At 46.3% G+C, this 17,797-nt stretch carries 17 protein-coding genes; 9 read left to right on the top strand and 8 right to left on the bottom strand.

Going from position 1 to position 17,797, the window contains the following annotated elements:
* The 8 genes from CRECT_RS09520 to CRECT_RS09485 all read right to left on the bottom strand — a co-directional run bounded on the left by CRECT_RS09520 (position 1) and on the right by CRECT_RS09485 (position 8,303).
* Positions 1-681, bottom strand: coding sequence for a 4Fe-4S dicluster domain-containing protein (locus tag CRECT_RS09520; RefSeq protein ID WP_004318615.1), 681 nt, complete (start codon positions 679-681; stop codon positions 1-3).
* A complete protein-coding gene (locus CRECT_RS09515; protein WP_004318528.1) occupies positions 678-1,913 on the bottom strand; it encodes a nitrous oxide reductase family maturation protein NosD in 1,236 nt (411 codons plus the stop codon). Before CRECT_RS09515 ends, CRECT_RS09520 begins: the two co-directional genes overlap by 4 nt.
* Positions 1,910-2,671 (bottom strand): hypothetical protein, encoded by a 762-nt coding sequence (locus CRECT_RS09510; RefSeq protein WP_004318331.1) that lies wholly within the window; start codon positions 2,669-2,671, stop codon positions 1,910-1,912. The genes CRECT_RS09515 and CRECT_RS09510 overlap by 4 nt, the downstream gene beginning before the upstream one ends.
* A 135-nt stretch (positions 2,672-2,806) precedes the next feature.
* Positions 2,807-5,401, bottom strand: coding sequence for a Sec-dependent nitrous-oxide reductase (gene nosZ, locus CRECT_RS09505; RefSeq protein ID WP_004318607.1), 2,595 nt, complete (start codon positions 5,399-5,401; stop codon positions 2,807-2,809).
* A 15-nt stretch (positions 5,402-5,416) separates the two neighbouring features.
* Entirely contained in the window at positions 5,417-6,640 is a 1,224-nt protein-coding gene (locus CRECT_RS09500; protein ID WP_004318397.1) for a PQQ-binding-like beta-propeller repeat protein, read from the bottom strand.
* Between the two features lie 150 nt (positions 6,641-6,790).
* The gene (locus CRECT_RS09495; RefSeq protein WP_004318478.1) at positions 6,791-7,321 is read right to left on the bottom strand and encodes an SCO family protein; all 531 of its coding nucleotides are present in this window, start codon (positions 7,319-7,321) and stop codon (positions 6,791-6,793) included.
* A gap of 27 nt (positions 7,322-7,348) precedes the next feature.
* The gene (locus CRECT_RS09490; protein WP_004318531.1) at positions 7,349-7,810 is read right to left on the bottom strand and encodes a hypothetical protein; all 462 of its coding nucleotides are present in this window, start codon (positions 7,808-7,810) and stop codon (positions 7,349-7,351) included.
* A gap of 4 nt (positions 7,811-7,814) precedes the next feature.
* On the bottom strand, positions 7,815-8,303 hold the full coding sequence (locus tag CRECT_RS09485) for a copper chaperone PCu(A)C (protein WP_004318430.1): 489 nt from the start codon (positions 8,301-8,303) through the stop codon (positions 7,815-7,817).
* A 125-nt stretch (positions 8,304-8,428) separates the two neighbouring features.
* On the opposite strand from CRECT_RS09485, the gene pgp2 reads away from it, so the two are divergent.
* The 9 genes from pgp2 (at position 8,429) to caiT (ending at position 17,759) form a co-directional block, all read left to right on the top strand.
* Positions 8,429-9,370, top strand: coding sequence for a cell shape-determining L,D-carboxypeptidase Pgp2 (gene pgp2, locus CRECT_RS09480; protein WP_004318639.1), 942 nt, complete (start codon positions 8,429-8,431; stop codon positions 9,368-9,370).
* Between the two features lies 1 nt (position 9,371).
* Positions 9,372-9,614, top strand: coding sequence for a CmeU family protein (cmeU, locus tag CRECT_RS09475; RefSeq protein ID WP_004318293.1), 243 nt, complete (start codon positions 9,372-9,374; stop codon positions 9,612-9,614).
* The gene (locus tag CRECT_RS09470) at positions 9,607-10,611 is read left to right on the top strand and encodes an alanine racemase (protein ID WP_004318464.1); all 1,005 of its coding nucleotides are present in this window, start codon (positions 9,607-9,609) and stop codon (positions 10,609-10,611) included. The genes cmeU and CRECT_RS09470 overlap by 8 nt, the downstream gene beginning before the upstream one ends.
* 355 nt (positions 10,612-10,966) lie before the next feature.
* The gene (gene fixA, locus CRECT_RS09465; RefSeq protein WP_004318413.1) at positions 10,967-11,725 is read left to right on the top strand and encodes a putative electron transfer flavoprotein FixA; all 759 of its coding nucleotides are present in this window, start codon (positions 10,967-10,969) and stop codon (positions 11,723-11,725) included.
* Positions 11,726-11,735: 10 nt separating this feature from the next.
* A complete protein-coding gene (locus CRECT_RS09460; RefSeq protein ID WP_004318602.1) occupies positions 11,736-12,656 on the top strand; it encodes an FAD-binding protein in 921 nt (306 codons plus the stop codon).
* A gap of 10 nt (positions 12,657-12,666) precedes the next feature.
* Positions 12,667-13,455, top strand: coding sequence for an enoyl-CoA hydratase/isomerase family protein (locus CRECT_RS09455; RefSeq protein WP_004318605.1), 789 nt, complete (start codon positions 12,667-12,669; stop codon positions 13,453-13,455).
* Positions 13,456-13,667: 212 nt separating this feature from the next.
* A complete protein-coding gene (locus tag CRECT_RS09450; RefSeq protein WP_004318399.1) occupies positions 13,668-15,269 on the top strand; it encodes a sodium:solute symporter family protein in 1,602 nt (533 codons plus the stop codon).
* A complete protein-coding gene (gene aes / locus CRECT_RS09445) occupies positions 15,266-16,234 on the top strand; it encodes an acetyl esterase (protein ID WP_004318532.1) in 969 nt (322 codons plus the stop codon). The genes CRECT_RS09450 and aes overlap by 4 nt, the downstream gene beginning before the upstream one ends.
* A gap of 10 nt (positions 16,235-16,244) precedes the next feature.
* The gene (gene caiT, locus CRECT_RS09440; protein WP_004318516.1) at positions 16,245-17,759 is read left to right on the top strand and encodes an L-carnitine/gamma-butyrobetaine antiporter; all 1,515 of its coding nucleotides are present in this window, start codon (positions 16,245-16,247) and stop codon (positions 17,757-17,759) included.
* Positions 17,760-17,797 lie beyond the last annotated feature (38 nt).

The following is a 17,797-nucleotide window of genomic DNA, read 5'->3' as shown; positions in this document are numbered from 1 at the left end:
TTATCCTTTGTAAATTTCGTCATAGCCGCGGTTTGGCGCTATATCGATGATCTGTGCCGGGCAAACCTCGGCGCACACTCCGCATCCGACGCAGCCTTGTTTAAATTCGGGCAAATTTCGCCCGTCGCTTTTAGCCATCGTTATGGCGGCGTCTCCGACCGGACAGAGGCTAACGCACAGATCGCAGGGCTTATCCACGCTATTTTGGACGGCGTCTTTTACGGCTTGCTCGCGGTCGTTGTAAATTTTACGCTCGAGCATTTTCGTAACGCCGCTTAAATTTACGTTTTCGTTTTTATAAGCAAGACAGGCCTCGCGCCCTCGTAGCACGCCCACGCCCATCTTTACGTCGTTGATCTGCGTCGTAGCGTGATCTAGCGCGCCGCTGGGACAGGCTAAAACGCAAGGAAAAAGGTCGCATAGATAGCAGCCTCGCTCGTGCGGGTTTATGTAGGACGTGCCGTTTGAGTAGCCCTGCGCGATATCTAGTAGCTCGATGCTGTGATACGGGCAGACCTGCACGCACTGGCCGCATTTTATGCAGAGCGATTCGAAATTTTTAACCGCTCCGGGAGGCCGTAAAAAAAGCTCGTCCGCGTGCGTTTTGGGTAAAAAATATCCGATGCCGTAGCCTGCGGCCGCCGCGCCTGCCGTTAAGGCGATAAAATTTCGTCTATTCATAGCGTTGCCTTTTCGGCGTTATTGGGGCGCATTTTAGGAGAGCCGTCCTCTAAAAGCTTGAGCGGCTCGGAAAACGGCGCAAGCTTAGCTAGAAAATTTAGCCCGCTTATCACGGTGGAGCCATAGAAAAAGCGCAGAGTCGGATAGTACTGCCAAAGCTTGTCGGCGTAAACGAAGTGCAAGTATGGCGTATCGCCGATGCCGTCTCTATCGACGTCGAGTCCTTCGTATTCGTCGAAATAATTACCGCTCCACTCGTTTAGCTCGATCTTTGAGCCCGGGGTGTCGTTGATAGCCGTTTCCATGTTTCCGATAAAATCATTGCCCTTAAATACGCTTTTTTCCTGCGTCGCGTGCATTTGCAGCCCGATGACGTTGTATAAAATTTGATTGTTTTCGAGGGTATTTACGGTGCCTGGATTTAGCGGCGAGCGATCCGAGTAGATGCCGCGCGAGTTATACAAAAAGGTATTTTCTCTGATGTTAAATCCCGAGGCGTCTTTTAGCGCGATACCCACGCCAAACGCTCCGTTTGAGTTGATTATCACGTTTCGGCGCACGAGAGAATTCGTAGAAAACATAAAATACATCCCCACCGCTCCGCCGCTAAATTCGTTATCCTCGATGAGGTTGTCCGCCGAGTACATCGTATGCACGGCGTAGCGGTTATTTTTGCCGAAATTTTTGCGGATTACGTTGTTGCTGGAAAACCACGCCACGATGTCGCGACTGTTATAGACGTAGTTTCGCTCGATCAAATTTTCGTGCGAATACCACGCGCGCACGGCGTCTCCGCGTCTAGGCACGTCAAAGCCCTCTTTTGAGGTGATGTTGTTATCTCTTATTATGGCTTGGTTGCATTCTGATAGCTCGATACCGAAAAGCACGTCTTTAAAGCGGCTTTTTTCTACTAAAAGATTATTGCCTTTTAGGCAGCTAACGCCGGCGTTTAGGTCCATCTGGCTCGTGCCGCTGCCCTCGATGTTTAAATTTATAAGCTTAACGTTTTTTGCCGTTACTTTTATCACGCTTGATTTGCGGTCGCCTCGTATCACGGCGTTTTCGCCCTTGCCTATTATCGTTAGCGGCTTATCGACGATTATATTTCCTTCGTAAAGGCCGTCGTTTAGGCGCAAGATGTCGCCCGGTTCCGCAGCGTTTATAGCGTCTTGTAGCGGACCGGCGAAGACCGTCAAATTTAGCGCGCAAAAGAGCAAAAGCTTAAATTTCATTTGGCTTCTTTGAGCTCTTTTTTCTTTGAAAATACGGCTAGGATACAAAGCGCGCTCATAGCCATCATCACCCAAAATCCTATGCTAGGATACGAGTGCGTCGTAAACTGCGCGACCTTGCCGTCGCCAAGCACGGTCGGCATAAACGGTTTTATCTTAAACGCGCCCCACTCTTGCATATTGTGCCCGTACCAATAAAGCCAGCCCGCAAATGCGCCCATGAAAAGCAGCGGAGCGATGGTCGGAAGCACCATGAGCAGGGAGTTAAATTTGCCGTCGTAGTATAAAAATGCTAGCATGCAAAGCGTGGAAATAAGCAGATAATAAGGCGCAATCGCACGCTCGACGTTGCCGCCGTGCTCCATCGGATACATGCCGATGTAGTGGTTTATGGTGTTCATCTCGTGCACGTCGCCGCCGTATCCGTCAACGTGGAAATAAACCGGAATACCGTCTGGAAAGGCGTCTTTAGGGTAGTTTGGCGCTTCAAGCGCAACGTACCAGATAGGAAAAGAGGGCGTGCCGATCTCGGCTTTTTGCTCGATCATCTTTTCTAGGCTGCTTGCGACGTCCTTTGACATCAGGTGATTTTTGTACTGAAACGAGGTGTAAAGGTCGTAAATTTTATACGAATATCCGGCAAGCGGCTCGCCCGCGGCGATTTTAGCCTTGGCTCCAAAAAAGCCAAGCACCGGGATCGTAAAACAAACGGTCATCAAGACTAACGCGATAATAGTGTAAATTTGATACTTCTTCATCGTTTCTCCTTTGTTAAATTTAAAAAATTTTTCGCAAAACGCTTTTTAAATTTAACGTAGGAGGCTCGAGTTACGCGCGCCGAGCCTCAAATTTAGCGGACTGATTCGGACCGCTAAGCCCGAATCAAATTTGGATTACATTCCTGCGTTTTCGTCGATCCATTTTAGATATTCGATGATATCTTTGATCTCTTGGTCGCTCATGTGCTGATTAGGCATCCTGAGGTTAAAGAAATCTATCATAGATTTGACGTACTCGTCGTTGTAAAATTTAGCAGGATCTTTGATAAAGTCAAACACCCATTTCTCTGCGTTTTCGTGGCGCAAAAGAACGCCGGTTAGATCTGGACCCGAGCTTACTTGACCGATGACGTGGCAGCCGTTACAACCGCCTTTTAGATAGGCTTCCTCGCCTTTGGCGGCAGCCGAGCTCATAGGCGTGGCGATCTCTTTAGCTAGGTTGTTTTTAGCTCTTAGGCCGACGTCTGCGGTTTTAACCATATACTGCCATACTTGGTACTCCCATAGGATCGCGCCGTTTACGTCGCCTTTTTTGTAGGCTTCGTCGGCTTTTGCTTTTACTTCAGGGATTTTGCCGTATTGATCCAGCGCGTCGGTAACTAGCTCTTTTACCTTAGGATATTTTTCGTAATGCTTCTCTTTTAGATACGTAACGACGCTTTGGATAACCTCGTCGGTAGCTTTGTTTGTAGCGATTACTTTATCGTATTCGGCTTTTAGAGCTTCCGGACTTAGGGTTTTTAGCTTGCTTACTTTGGCGGATTCGTATTTTTTGTTCGGATCTTTAACTAGCAAGTAACCCATCATCTCAAGGTGCAGCGCAGAGCAAAACTCGGTGCAGTAGTAAGGGAACACGCCCTCTTCATCCGCTACGAAATTTACGGTCGCGGTTTTACCCGGCTCTAAAGACGCGTGGATGTTGTAAAGATCCACGGTAAAGCCGTGCGTCTCGTCCTGGGCGCGCTCTAGGTTTGTTAGGTGGATAGTTACGTTGTCGCCTTTATTTACCTCGATGTGCTCAGGGTTTATGTGGCTTCTGATCATCGTAGCGTATACGGTTACGTTTTTGCCGTTGCGCTCGACTCTCTCTTGTCCGGCAAGAGTTACGAACGGACTTTCTTTGCCTGTGCGAGAGTTTGTTCCCATCGTATAGGTAGTAGCTGGTTTTAGCTTGCTAGCCGCGATAGAAACTACGTCGTGAGGCTCGCCAAGAGGTATCGGCATATCGTATAAAAGCTCCATCTTGGCACCCGTGATATCGATAAGCTGGTGGTTTTGCGGGTGAAGAGGACCTACCGGGTTAAAGCGATCGATCGAAAGTTTATCAAGAGCGATAGCGTATTTGCCTTTAGGTTTTGACGATTTCCCCTCCATAGTATCAAGGTGTCCGATGTTGTAGTGGACGTTGATCCTATCTAGAACTTTTAAATTTTTATAGTCCCATTTCACGATCTGGCTATCGACGTAAAGAGAGGTATAGATGATGCCGTCTTTTTCGTCAAAAGAGTTGTGCAGAGGTCCAAGGCCAAGTTCCACTTGTCCTTGCAAGGTCTTTGCCATATCAAGCACAGGGATACCGTACGGATCGGTGCCAGCGAACTCTTTTTTGTCGATTAGGTTTTTGATCTTTTTAAAATCATAAACCGTCGCGTGAGTATCTAGCTTGCCGCCGATAACGATATAGCGGCCGTCAGGAGTGACGTCTACGCCGTGCGGGCTCTTTGGCTCCGGGATCAAAAATAGCGCGCCGGCTTTAACCGCGGCCTCTATCGTAACTACTCTATGGCCGTTTATCTCCATATAGTTTTTCTTATCCTGAGCCAGTTTTTCTAAAATTTGCCAGTTATAAACGTGCAAATAGTCCGTGTCGTTTCTGCTCGCGCCCGCTTCAAACGGAGGCAAGCCTTTTTCGATACCGCCCGTATACATCTCGGTATTTATCGAGTTTGTAAACGCCCAGCCGAAGCTCTCGCCCTTACCGGCGTCGCTTAGGTCCTGCCAGTACGGAGGAAGCTCGAGCGAGAAGGAGGCTTTCTCGTCTATCTTGCCTTTTGGATAGTCGAATTTCCAAAACGTTACCGCGCCGCGATAAGCCGCTTCGTATTCGTCCATCGAGTGGTAGCCGTTATCTAGCGGAGCCGCGTACTGCGCCGCTTCGATGACGTATTCGCTGTTTGGAGTGATAAAGCTGCCGCCGTGTTCGCTTTTCATGATAGGGTTAACCACGATCTGAGTCGTCTCGAAATCGTGCAAATTTATCACGGCGATGCGAGGGTTGGCCTTGTCGTTGATGAAAAGATAATCTCCGACGTATTCGCCGTTTTTCTCGGTGAGAGCAGGGTGGTGAGTGTCGCCCCACGTGATTTGTTTGCCTCTGATGGCGCCGCTTTTTAGGATGGCTTTAGACTCTTCGTCGTAGCCGTATCCCTGCCAAGGCTCCGGCGTAAAGACGCCGATATACTTGTAAATCCTCATTGAAGGCACGCCGTAAACCATCACCTGTCCGCTTTGGCCTCCTGATGAGAAGACGATGTAGTCGTCTTTTTTGCCGCTTGGCTGATATGTTTTAGCGGCTGCTAGGATGTCTTTTTCCGTTAGCCCGCGCGCTTTCATGATAGCTTGGAGGTCGCTACCCGATGCACACGCACCGCTAACGGCAAACGCGAGGCTCGCAGCCGCAACGATACCGCAACTAAGTAGTTTGTTCATTGAAAATCTCCTTTCCTAAGATTTTTTCTTGTAAATTTGGATCTCGCCGTTTATGCTAACGGCTATGACGCTATCTTCGTCGTTAAAAATTTTTATCACGGCGTCAGAGTTTTTGCCCATTTTTTCTATCTGTTTAAACTCCGCGTCGCTTCGTAAAATTTCGCCGTTTCCAAGCCCGATATAAACTTTATCCTGCACGATTAGTAGGCTTTTAACGCGCGAATTTGAGATTTTGTAAATTTGGACGATTGGGTTCGGGGCGGCTTTGGTTTCTGTGCTCGCCGAGTTTTTTGTTTCTAAATTTGTAGAGTTCATCAAATTTGCGTTTGCTTTGCCGTTAGCCAAATTTAGATCCGTTTTGTTTTGCGCGTTTTTGACGGCGGTCAAATTTGCCTCGCGCGCTCCGTCTTTATCACTTATCTGTAGCAAATTTACCTCGGCGCTCAAATTTGTGTCCATTTTGCCGACTGCGCTTGCTTTGGCGTAGTTTAAATTTGCTTGGTCGTTAGCCGAATTTGCTGCGCTTGCTCGCTCGCTCGCCAAATTTACTTTTATTTCGTTCGTCAAATTTTCCCCAGCGTCAAATTTGAGGCTCGCTATTTCGCCGCTAGCAAGTCCGAAAATCACGCCCGAGTTTATCTCTGCCGCGCTCAGAGCTACGGATTTTAATTTGCCCAGATTTATTGCCTGCATCGTGCTTAAATTTACGGTAAAAACCGATCTATCCCAGCCCGTTATCAGTGCGACGCCGTTTAAAATTTGACAGGTCGCGATACGGTATGCGCCGTCAAGGTTCGTGCGCGCCTGCTTTTTTGACGCAATGTCGTAGGAGATAAAGGCGTTTTTGCCGGCGACTGCGTAAATTTTGCCGTTTTCGACCCGAAGGTGCGTTATCTGCGACTCAAAGCTTAAATTTGAAAGATTTAGCATACCGGCAAAAGAGCTGAAATCCTCGCTAAATTTAGCTATCTTGCCGCCTGAAAATCCCGCGTATAAATTTGCGCCTTCAAAGTCGAGCGAGGTTATACCGTCGGTTTTAAAATCAAATTTATTAATAAGTTTTAAATCTTTTGCGTCAAGTATCTTTAGCGAGTCTGCAGCGTCGTAGATGGCAAGAGTGCCGTTTCGATTACTATACGCACAGCCTTTTACATCGCTACCGGCGAGATTTGTACCGACTTCGCTTGAGCTTGAGAAAGAGAAAATAAGTAAGGTGCACAAAAACGCTATTATTTTCATAACGCTTTCCAGATTTTAAATTTTCTATTAATGAAACTATACAGCTCGGGAGCTTAAAAAGTATTGATATAAATCAAGGTTTGTAATAATCGGATAAAATAAATCTGTGTTATAGCGTAACACAGATTTTATAAAATAATAAAGCTGTTATTATTTCAAATTTTCGAGCGTCTTTTTGATATTTTGCGTCGTTAAATTTGAAATTTCGGATACGAATTTGCCTTTTTTGTCCAACACGTAGAGCGAGGAGCTGTGCGCGACGGAGTACTCCATAGCCGATTTTTCAAGTAGTACTTTTTGATATTTCACGCCGTATCTTTTGGCTACCTTAGGCAGATCGTCCGCTACGACGCCGTAAGAATTAGGGTAAAAATACTTCGCATATTCATCGACGTTTTTGGCCTCATCGCGCTCGGGATCAAGCGTGATGAAAAACACTACCATATCGTCTCGTTTAAGTTCGTTTAAAACGCCCGCAAGGATGCCAAGAGCCGCCGGGCAGACGTCGGGGCAGGTCGTGTAGCCAAAGTAAATGATCTTGTTTTTCCCCTCAAAGCTCTTTAAGCTAACGGCGCCGTTTGCGCCTTGACCCGTGAAATTATATTTGTCTGAGTAAAGCGCGAGAAATATCGCGCCAAAAACCGTCGTAATTAGTATCAAAATGATAAAAAGTTTTTTCATTGTTCGCCTTTTTGGTTAAATTTATACCTACTGATGTAGGTCAAAGTCTATATAAAGTCCGCTTCTTTTGCCGTTTTCAAGCACCTCGAAGCGGTATCTCATTATGTTTATCAGGCACGCGCTAAGCACTATGTTTGAGATATAGGCGTTATCTCTTTTTTCGACGTCGGCTTTGATGACACCCATATCCATATTTATGCCGCGGATCTCAAGGCTCGGGTTTTTAAATCCCTCCAACCCCTCGATACGAACGAGCGTCGGCTGCATCGTATAAACGGGCTTTGGCGAGAGGCTAAATTTAACCGTCTTGCCGCGAAACTCCACGCCGCAGGAGTGCTGCTCGTTCATATCGCAAGGAAGCGGGGTTAAATTTGCCCCCACGTCCTCCGAGCTTAAAAAATCCTCCTGTGCTTGCGGCTTAAAAAACAGATACGCCGAGGCGCCTAGCGTCAGGATTAGCAAAGCTAAAATTACGAGAAATTTTTTCATTATTTTAATGTTTTTGCTTGCTCATATCCATATGTCCGCCGTGATCGCGGCCGCCCTCTTTTTTAGCCATAACCGGCTTTGCGACGATATCTTTTATCTCGATCTTTTCGCCGTTGTCAAATTCCAGCACGGCTTCGAGTTTGTCGCCCTCTTTTATCGGCGCTTTGATATTCATCAGCATCACGTGCAAGCCGCCAGGCTCGAGGCTCACGGTGCTTTCGGGCGCTATCTCGATGTCCTCTATCTGTACCATTTTTTTCATACCGTCTACTTCTTGGTGCGTGTGTATCTCGCTTATAGCGGCCGCTGGAGAGCTGGCGCCTATTAGTTTTACGGGTTTGTTGGTGTAGTTTTTGATCTCAAAAAACAGCGCCGTATTTTTCGCGCCCGGAAGAGTGGCTTTGGCGTAAATGTTTGAAATCTCGATATCTGCGGCATTTGCGAAGCCTAGAGCCGTCGTTAGTAGCGACGCGACTAAAATTTTGCTTTTCATTTTTTGTATCCTTTTAAATAATATTTTGATATTCGCTATTGTAACACAAAATAGATGTTTTTAAAAAATTTAAGAGAAAATGTAATATAATTGCTGCCTTTATTACGAAATTACACAGCGTTAGGATGGTTTTGAAAAAGATATTTGATTTATTTATTTTTTCCGTTTTATCCTCTCAAATTTTAGCGGCGCAAAATTTAACGGACGCGAATTTGACCTCTGCGAAATACTGGCGTTCCAAGCTAACCGATGCTAATGTCACCTACGGCTACTACGAGAAAAAAACTAAAATCATCGTCGTAAATAAAGCTCAAAAAACTTTGCACGGCTTCGAATATGCAGGCGGCGCGCTAGAGCAGACATTTTCACAAAACGTGATAACCGGCAAAAGCGGGGATAAATTTAAAGAAGGCGACCTAAAAACGCCCGTGGGAGTTTATGATATCATAGATAAATTTACTCCGCCCGATCCTTTTTACGGACCGCTTGCTATGTCGCTATCCTATCCGAACGCCCACGACAAAGCCGCTAAAAAAACGGGCGGAGGCATCTGGATACACGGGCTGCCTATGAACGGCAAACGCGAGGATGAGGTGCGAACGCGCGGCTGCGTAGCGTTTGATAACGACGCACTGGTAAAATTCGGCAAACTAATCGGCGATAAAGGCGTCGTGATAATCAGTGAGAACGAACCCGTAGACGCTAGCAAAGACGATATCGCGCGCGTGCTGGCGCATCTGCAAGAGTGGCTGCAGATGTGGAGAGATAACGAAACTAAAATTTACCTTAGCTTTTATGCGGATAAATTTGTGAAGATAGACGGCAAAAACGCGCTTTCAAAGGCAAAATTCGCCGAAAGGAAAAAGAAAATTTTCGCCCTAAACGAAAAAAAGAGCATCAAGGCGTCAAATTTTAGCGTGACGCCGTATCCCGGCGTCAAAGGGCAAAATCTTTTTAGAGTCGTTTTTGACGAGGATTACGCCGCGCCAAGCCACGAATTTAAAGGGCGAAAAGAGCTCTACGTGCAGTTGGATAAAGATAAATTTCAAATCTTAACGGAGAAATAAAATGCAAGAAAAAAAAGAAATGGTAAAAAATCAAATCGAGGAAATTTTAAAGGCTAGGGACGAGTTTTTCGCCGAACTGGATCGCCAGGTGCCAAAGGTCGCCGGCACGGACGTGTTTGATTTCGCAGCGGTTAAAGAGGCGGATCTAAAGGCGCTTTACGCTAAATTTTACGCCTACGATTATAACACCAGAAAGCTACTGCCTAGCGTCTATGAGGCGTTTGGCGTAAAATTCAATGTCTGAACTCGTCTTAAATAGGGCCGCTTATATAAACAATCTAACCAAAATTTGCGCCAAAGCCGGCGGCAAAGATCGCGTCATTTTGGTGCTAAAAGACAATGCCTACGGGCACGGGGCAACGATAGTGGGGCGCGAAGCGGCGAACTACGGCATCAAATTTTGCGCGGTCAAAAACGAGACCGAGGCGCGCGAACTGGAGCCCTTTTTCGAGCATATCCTCGTGCTCTCGCATATCCCTGACGGCGGCGAGAGCGAGCGATTTATCTACGCGGTAAACAGCCTTTCGCTAATCGCTAAATTTAAAAAAGGCGCGCGCGTGCATATCGCCGTTGATACGCTCATGCACCGAAACGGCGTCGCGGTCGGCGAGGCGAAGGCGGCGTGCGAGGCGGCTTTGGTGCACGGGCTACAAATTTGTGGCGCATTTACGCATTTTAGGAGCGCAGAGGAGCTCAGTAGCGATTATTTCGTGCAGAGGCGAAATTTTGATACGGCAAAAGCCGTAGTGCGCGAAATTTGTGGCGAGAGAGATTTGGTCTTTCACTCACATAACTCCGCCGCAACCGAACGCTTCGGCGAGCTAGCGGACGAGTGCGTGCGCGTGGGCATCGCAGCCTACGGATACGCGCAGTTTGATGAGAGTTTGGAGCTTAAACGCGTGGCGTCGCTCTGGGCGCATAAAGTTAGCGACAGGGTGCTAAAAAAAGGGCAATGCGCGGGCTACGGCGCTAAATTTTGCGCGAGCGAGGATATGCGAGTCGCGATTTACGATCTGGGATATGGCGACGGACTGTTGCGCTACGTGGGCGAGGGCGAGCTACGCACTGCTAGCGGACAGAGGCTGCTCGGCAAAATGTCGATGGATAGCTTTTGCTGCGAGGATGCGGGCGAGAAAATTTGCGTATTTGACGACGCTCGCGTTTGGGCGAAGTTTTTCGGCACGATCAGCTATGATGTTTTGACCAAGCTGTCGCCTAGCATAAACCGAAGATGGGATTAAATTTAATATTCCTAAAAACTACAATATATACTAAAATTTTTATATTCCATCGCTTTTAACAAGACTATATCGTCAAATTTATATATTAAATACTTAAACATACTTTCTTAAAATTATCTTTTTTTATTGCTATTTTGTTTATATAAAAATACTATAAAATCGTAGTTAAGCCTTATTTATGCATCTTTTTTATATTAAAACATATATTATAATTCTAAAAAAAATATTAATTTTATAATTTACTATTTGATTTTTATAAAATCCTTGACAATTAATCATAGTTATTATATAATCACGATTAGAAAAATAACTTGATTATGACTTAGTCAAAATTTAATGACCGTAAGGAGTAAAGATGAAGATCTTAGTAGGATGCAAAGTTGTTCCGGAAGAACAAGATATCGCCGTAAACGGTGAAACTCTTGAGCTTAGTAAGGCGAACCCGAAGATCAGTCAGTTTGATCTAAACGCCTTGCAAGCGGCAGTAGATATCAAAGAACAAAATGCCGACGCGAACATAAAAGCGCTCAGCATAGGCAGCAAAAGCCTTGAAAATACGAAGGTTAGAAAGGATATCCTTTCAAGAGGCGCAGACGAGCTTGTCGTTATATCAAACGATAAATTTGAAAACTTGCTGCCTTGCGATACTGCCGAGATGTTTAAACAAACAGCTTCAAATTTAGGCTTTGATCTTATCATCTGCGGCGACGGCTCAGGCGATCTTTTTGCAGGTCAAACGGGTCTTAGAGTTGGCGCGCTTCTTGATATCCCTGCGATCAACTGCGTAAATAAAATCGTATCGGTTGATGCAACGAAAATCGTAGTTCAAAGAGAGCTTGAAAACGAGATCGAAGAGCTTGAGATCGCGCTTCCTGCGCTTATCTGCGTATCTACCGATATCAACACTCCTGCGATTCCTGGCATGAAAGCTATCCTTGCTGCGGCTAAAAAACCGGTAAACGTTATGGATTCAAATTTTGATTTAAGCAGCGTCGTAGAGCTAAAAGAGGTAAAAGCGCCTAAGAAAAAAGATAGGCTAAAAGTGATCGTAGAGGGCGATGGCGACGATAAGATCGCCGAATTTGCGGCAAATTTCAAAAAAGCGTTGAATTAAGGAGAAGGCGATGAGTAAAGTTTCTAACGTATGGGTTTTTAGCGATGCGGCAAATCGCCTAGAAGAAGTAATGGGCGGCGCGAAAGAGCTTGGCGAAAAGGTAATTTGTTTCGTAATGAACGCAGAAGACGCAAAAAAAGCTTTTGCGCTTGGAGCTGACGAAGCTTTGGTTGCTAAAGAGGGCGAGCTGGCAGAAAATTTAATCCCTAGCTTTGCTAAAGCTTTAAGCGGTCAAAACGGCATAGTTTTAATGCCTAACTCCAGAAGATGTAAAGCCGTAGCGGCGATGCTAGGCGCTAAACTAAATGCGGGCGTCTGCACCGAGGTAAACGAAGTGAGCGTAGAGGGCGGCGTAGTTTGCAAAAGGATGATGTACGGCGGTCTAGCCGTAGGTAGCGAGAAAATCGCCTCAAGCATCGCGATAATAGTCGCAAACAGCGGAGCGTTCGCGCCTGCACAGGCAAATTCGGCAAGCGATAAAGAGCCAAAAGCCCTTGAGTTCGTAGAGCCAAAAAGCGCTATCAAATGCCTTAACAAGCTTCCGAAACAATCAAGTTCGGTCGATCTTAATAAAGCAAAAAGAATCGTCGCCGTCGGCCGCGGTATCGCAAAAGAGGAAGATCTTGCGATGGCTCGCGCGCTTTGCGAGGCTCTTGGCGCAGAGCTTGGCTGCTCACGCCCGATCGCGGAAAGCGAAAAATGGATGGAACACGAGAGATATATCGGTATCTCAAGCGTTATGCCAAAGCCTGAAATTTACATCTCTATCGGTATTTCAGGACAGATCCAGCACATGGTCGGCGTAAAAGACGCGGGCAAGATCATCGTCATCAATAAAGACAAAAACGCACCTATCTTTGATTATGCAGACTACGGTATCGTAGGCGATCTTTACAAGGTCATTCCGGCGCTTGTAAATACTTTAAAATAAGGAGAATAAAATGGCGAATTATCACGGTTCAAACGAAGTTATCAGCGAGTTAAGAGAAGATGGAATTTTAATCCTAACGATCAATAGACCGGAGAAAAGAAACGCGCTAAACGGCGCTACTTCGGCAAAAATGGAAGAGATTTTAAATTTAGCCGAGAAAGATAAAGCCGTTCGCGTTATCATCGTAACCGGAGCTGGCGAGAAGAGCTTTTGCGCCGGCGAGGATCTAAGCGAGCTAAGCAGCACCGGCGAGTGCCAAACCGTTACCGAGCACGGCTTCGGCGGTCTTACGAACAGACTAAGCGCTAAACCTATCATCTGCGCCGTAAACGGTACGGCCGTAGGCGGCGGTATGGAGATAGCCGTATCTTGCGATCTTATCGTTGCCGTTAAGGGCGCTAGATTTGGTCTGCCTGAAGTAAAAGTAGGCCTTATCGCATCAACTGGCGGTCTAGTACGCATGGCAAGAGAGCTTCCTAGAAAGATCGCTATGGAGCTATGCTTGACCGGCAAACTAATCTACGCCGACGAAGCAAAAGAGATCGGCATCATAAACTACGTCGTAGAGCCAGAGGAGCTAATGAACAAAGCTATCGAGCTTGCCGAGACTATCGCAGCAAACGCGCCGCTATCTCTAAAGATCACGAAAGAGATTATGCACGTAGCTCCGTCTATGTCGCTTGACGATGCGATGAGATACTCTGACACGGCTTATCGCTTCATCGAAAAGACTGCCGACGGCGTAGAGGGACCTCTTGCCTTTATGGAGAAGAGAAAACCTAACTGGTCGGGCAAATAATCAAATAAGTAGAGCGCGCCTCTTAAAATTTAGAGGCGCCTTATGCTTTTGTAAATTTAAACGCGGTTTTAAATTTTCAAAAACATAAATCAAGAAGGGGCTTTTATGGGGGAGATTATCTTTTCGGTATTTACGGGCGTCTGTCTTGTCGTAACGGGCATAATCTTAAGCGCAAATTTAAGCGCCGAGCAAAAAAAGATAAAAGAGCCGAAATGAACGTTTATGCGGCGGGTGTTTTTATAGGTATCTGCGTTTATTTACTCATAGGTTTTTACGCCGGTAAAAAAGTTAAAAATTTAGAGGATTATTACGTAAGCGGCAGAAATGCGACTACGTTTTTTATAGCCGGTACGATGTTTGCCTCGATGCTGAGCACCAACGGCTTTATGGGCGATACGGCTTACGCTTACGGCGGCAACATCACTACGATCTTTCTTATCAACACCCTTTGCGCATGCGGCTATATCATCGGACCGCTATATTTTGGAAGGTTTATCAGACGCGCGAAAGTAAATACGATGCCGAGCTACTTCTTTTATAGATTTAACAGCAGACGGATTCAAAAATTTGCCGGCGTTATCACGGTCGTCTCTTTGGGGGCGTATCTGCTTAGCGTGATCTCGGGAACGTCCATTTTGATGGAGGCGCTTAGCGGATTTGACAGAGCCGCCTGCCTTTTCATATCGTGGCTATGCATACTGCTTTTTACGATATATTCGGGCTCAAGAGGCGTCATCATCATAGATACGGCGATGTGCTTATGCTTTTTGCTCTCGACCGTTTTCGTGGGATATTTTGTTTTCGCAGAGATCGGCGGAGCGTCAAATTTGATCCAAAAGCTCGCCGTAAATCCCAATACGCCAAAAGATCTATTATCTTATCACGGCAACACCGGCGGCGGAAGCGTGTTTGACATAGTTAGCTACGGTTTGACCCTCGGCATCGTTTGGATGATAACGGTCGCCGTGAGCCCTTGGCAAGCGGGGCGAAATTTGATGGCTAAAAACGAACACGTGATATTTCGCTCAGGCGTGATTTCGGCGCTTTTAACTATATTTTTCCTTCTGTTTCTTTACATCATCGCAATTAGCGTTATAGAGCTAAATCCAAACATGGCAAAACCTGAGCAAGTCATCATCTGGGCGGCGCACGAAGCGGTGCCTCAAATTTTAGGAGTATTTTTGCTGACGGGAATTTTATCGGCCGGCCTTAGCTCGGCTACGACCTTTTTGTCGGTCGTTAGCTTTAGTCTCGCAAACGATATTTTCGCGATAAATTTTAAAAGCGAAAAGCAACAGGTAAATTTTACCAGGATCGTCGTATTCGTCGTTAGCGTCGCGGCTCTTGCGGTGGCGTATTTCGATCTGGCGAGTATCCGCGTGATCGCGTGGTTTGCTAGCACGATAATCGCGGCTTCCTGGGGATTTTTAGCCTTTGCCAGCGTTTGGAGCAAATGGCTTACCGAGCGTGGCGCGTATCTATCGATGATAGGCGGATTTTTCGGGTATCTTGGCAGCAAGGCCTTGGTGGAGTTTGCGGGAGCGCCGCTTAAAAATTTCTTCGATCCGTTTTTTATAGGGGTTTTTATCAGCATCGCTTTGGCGATACTAGGCTCAAAGGGGCAGAAAAGAACCGCTGCGGAGACGGAATTTCATACAAATTTACATATCCTGCCGCAAAGCGAGCAAAATTTAAAAGATTACAAGATAGATAAAATTTACGCTTATGTTTTGATAGCTTCGGGCGCCATCCTTACGTGGCTGCTGATCACGTATTGGGCGGTGCCTTACAATGAAATAAAGGGAATGTTATGAACGCAAAAAACAAAATAGACGTGGTAGCTAAGCTCTCGGCCGAGATGAAAAAGGTCGTAGATGTCCAGCTAGCTAGCGCTCCTGCCGAGCCTGCCGAGACAAACGAACAGATGAGGCAAAACTACGAAAACGAGCGAAAATTTTGGAACGAGGGCGGCCCCGTGATGCATAATAGCAAGGACGTCTGGGTGGAATTTGAAGGAAGCCGCATCAGGACTAGGATCTATTATCCAAATTTACAGAGCGAATATAAAACGATATTTTTCATCCACGGCGGCGGTTGGGTCGTAGGCAGTATCGATACGCACGATAGGATTATGAGAATTTTGGCTGATCTTAGCGGATGCGCGGTGATCGGCATAGACTACACCTTGGCGCCGGATAAAAAATATCCGTTTCAAATCAGGGAGTGCGACGCGGCGATCGATCATTTTTTGGCAAATTCTAAAGAATATAAAATTTCGCCCGAATTTATCGCATACGCCGGCGATAGCGCGGGCGCTAATATGTGTATGGGCACCTATCTATATAGACGAGACAGTGGCAAAGATAGTAGCGGCGTAAAGGCTATGGCGCTATTTTACGGGCTTTACGGCTTAAAAGACTCGGCCTCTCGCTCGCTTTACGGCAACGAGATAGATTGGCTAAGGCCTGAAGATATGGAATATTATTTTAGAGAGTATCTGCAAAGCAGCGAGGATGAGGAGAAACCGTACGTAAATATTTTAAATGCCGATCTTACTCGGGGCGTGCCGCCTTGCTTTATAGGCGCTTGCGAATTTGATCCGCTCAAAGACGACAGCGTTGCATTGTATGAAATTTTAAAGGAGCGCAGCGATAGTAAATTTAAAGAGTATAAAGGCGTTATGCACGCGTTTTTGCACTATAGCAAGATGATGGAAGCAGCAGGCGGCGCCCTAGAAGACGGGGCTAAATTTATCAGTAGTAAATTCAAAATTTCATAAAGGAGTTAAAATGGCTCAAAAAAAAGTCGGGATAGAACCAAAGGTATTCTTTCCTTCGTTAATTATCGTAGGCATCCTTAGCTGGCTAGTCGTGCAGGATCTGGACGCTGCCAACAAAGCCATAAACGCAACGTTTGCTTATGTAACGGGCTCGTGGGGCTGGGCTTTTGAGTGGTATATGGTGATTATGGTGATCGGGTGGTTTTGGCTGGTGTTCGGTCCTATGAAAAACAAAAAGCTCGGCGACGAGGACGATAAACCGGAATTTAGCACGATTAGCTGGATATTTATGATGTTTGCTTCGTGCACCTCCGCGGCCGTATTGTACTGGGGTACGGCTGAAATTTACTACTACGTAACGACTCCGCCGTTTGGTCTTGAGCCTATGAGCAGACAAGCGCAGGATCTGGGTCTTGCTTATAGCTTATTTCACTGGGGACCGTTACCTTGGGCGACTTATAGCTTGCTTTCGGTAGCATTTGGATACTTTTTATTCGTTAAAAAAATGAACGTCGTTAGACCAAGCGGCACGATAGAGGCGGCGGTCGGCGAGAAACTGGCTCGCGGCTGGCTCGGAGTGGTTATCGATAACTTCTATATCGTAGCGCTAATCCTTGCTATGGGAACGAGCCTAGGCCTTGCTACTCCGCTTGTTACGGAGTGCTTCGAGTGGCTTTTCGGTATCAAAAGAACCCTGGCGCTTGATACTATGATCATATCTTGCTGGGTTGTATTTAACGCTATTTGCGTGGCATTCGGCTTAAACAAAGGTATCAAGATCGCCAGCGACATAAGAAGCTATCTAATGATTATTATGCTAGCTTGGGTTGTTATCATCGGAGCTTCGACATTTACGATAAACTACTTCACGGATAGCGTAGGACAGATGTTTAACAACCTAGGCCGCATGCTATTTAACACCGATGCGATCGGTCAAGGCGGTTTCCCTCAGAGCTGGACGGTGTTTTACTGGGCTTGGTGGGTTGTTTACGGTATCCAGATGTGCATCTTCTTGGCGCGTATCTCACGAGGTAGAACCGTGCGCGAGCTTTGCGTAGGTATGGTTGCGGGTCTAACTGCCACTACGTGGATACTTTGGACGATTCTCGGTAGTAACACAATGCACCTTATGATCACAAAAGCTATCGATCTACCAAGTATCATCGCTACGCACGGCCTTGCTCGCGGTATCATCGAGACTTGGGCTGCGTTGCCGCTTTCAACTATAACTATTTGGGGATTTTTCATCCTATGCTTCATCGCTACGGTTACGCTTATCAATGCTTGCTCTTATACGCTTGCGATGAGTACTTGCAAAGAGGCCAGCGGTTACGACGAGCCGCCTCTATGGGTTAGAATCGGTTGGTCGATCCTAGTCGGCGTTATCGGCGTTACATTGCTTGCGCTAGGCGGACTAAAACCTATCCAAACGGCTATTATAGCGGGCGGCAGCTTGTTATTCTTTGTAAATATCATAATCCTTGTTTCGTTCTTTAAAGACGCGAAAAAGAATAATTGGTATTAAAATTTGACCCCAAACGGGGTCAAATTAAAATTTAGGCA

This window comes from Campylobacter rectus (assembly GCF_004803795.1).
GTDB classification, from domain to species: Bacteria; Campylobacterota; Campylobacteria; order Campylobacterales; family Campylobacteraceae; genus Campylobacter_A; species Campylobacter_A rectus.
Note: the sequence above shows the minus strand (reverse complement) of the source record. Positions and strands in the feature narration are given on the sequence as shown.

Excerpts from the sequence above, each read along its gene's own strand:
- CRECT_RS09520 (WP_004318615.1), bottom strand. The coding sequence starts at position 681 with ATGAATAGACGAAATTTTATCGCCTTAACGGCAGGCGCGGCGGCCGCA.
- CRECT_RS09515 (WP_004318528.1), bottom strand. The coding sequence starts at position 1,913 with ATGAAATTTAAGCTTTTGCTCTTTTGCGCGCTAAATTTGACGGTCTTC.
- CRECT_RS09510 (WP_004318331.1), bottom strand. The coding sequence starts at position 2,671 with ATGAAGAAGTATCAAATTTACACTATTATCGCGTTAGTCTTGATGACC.
- nosZ (WP_004318607.1), bottom strand. The coding sequence starts at position 5,401 with ATGAACAAACTACTTAGTTGCGGTATCGTTGCGGCTGCGAGCCTCGCG.
- CRECT_RS09500 (WP_004318397.1), bottom strand. The coding sequence starts at position 6,640 with ATGAAAATAATAGCGTTTTTGTGCACCTTACTTATTTTCTCTTTCTCA.
- CRECT_RS09495 (WP_004318478.1), bottom strand. The coding sequence starts at position 7,321 with ATGAAAAAACTTTTTATCATTTTGATACTAATTACGACGGTTTTTGGC.
- CRECT_RS09490 (WP_004318531.1), bottom strand. The coding sequence starts at position 7,810 with ATGAAAAAATTTCTCGTAATTTTAGCTTTGCTAATCCTGACGCTAGGC.
- CRECT_RS09485 (WP_004318430.1), bottom strand. The coding sequence starts at position 8,303 with ATGAAAAGCAAAATTTTAGTCGCGTCGCTACTAACGACGGCTCTAGGC.
- pgp2 (WP_004318639.1), top strand. The coding sequence starts at position 8,429 with ATGGTTTTGAAAAAGATATTTGATTTATTTATTTTTTCCGTTTTATCC.
- cmeU (WP_004318293.1), top strand. The coding sequence starts at position 9,372 with ATGCAAGAAAAAAAAGAAATGGTAAAAAATCAAATCGAGGAAATTTTA.
- CRECT_RS09470 (WP_004318464.1), top strand. The coding sequence starts at position 9,607 with ATGTCTGAACTCGTCTTAAATAGGGCCGCTTATATAAACAATCTAACC.
- fixA (WP_004318413.1), top strand. The coding sequence starts at position 10,967 with ATGAAGATCTTAGTAGGATGCAAAGTTGTTCCGGAAGAACAAGATATC.
- CRECT_RS09460 (WP_004318602.1), top strand. The coding sequence starts at position 11,736 with ATGAGTAAAGTTTCTAACGTATGGGTTTTTAGCGATGCGGCAAATCGC.
- CRECT_RS09455 (WP_004318605.1), top strand. The coding sequence starts at position 12,667 with ATGGCGAATTATCACGGTTCAAACGAAGTTATCAGCGAGTTAAGAGAA.
- CRECT_RS09450 (WP_004318399.1), top strand. The coding sequence starts at position 13,668 with ATGAACGTTTATGCGGCGGGTGTTTTTATAGGTATCTGCGTTTATTTA.
- aes (WP_004318532.1), top strand. The coding sequence starts at position 15,266 with ATGAACGCAAAAAACAAAATAGACGTGGTAGCTAAGCTCTCGGCCGAG.
- caiT (WP_004318516.1), top strand. The coding sequence starts at position 16,245 with ATGGCTCAAAAAAAAGTCGGGATAGAACCAAAGGTATTCTTTCCTTCG.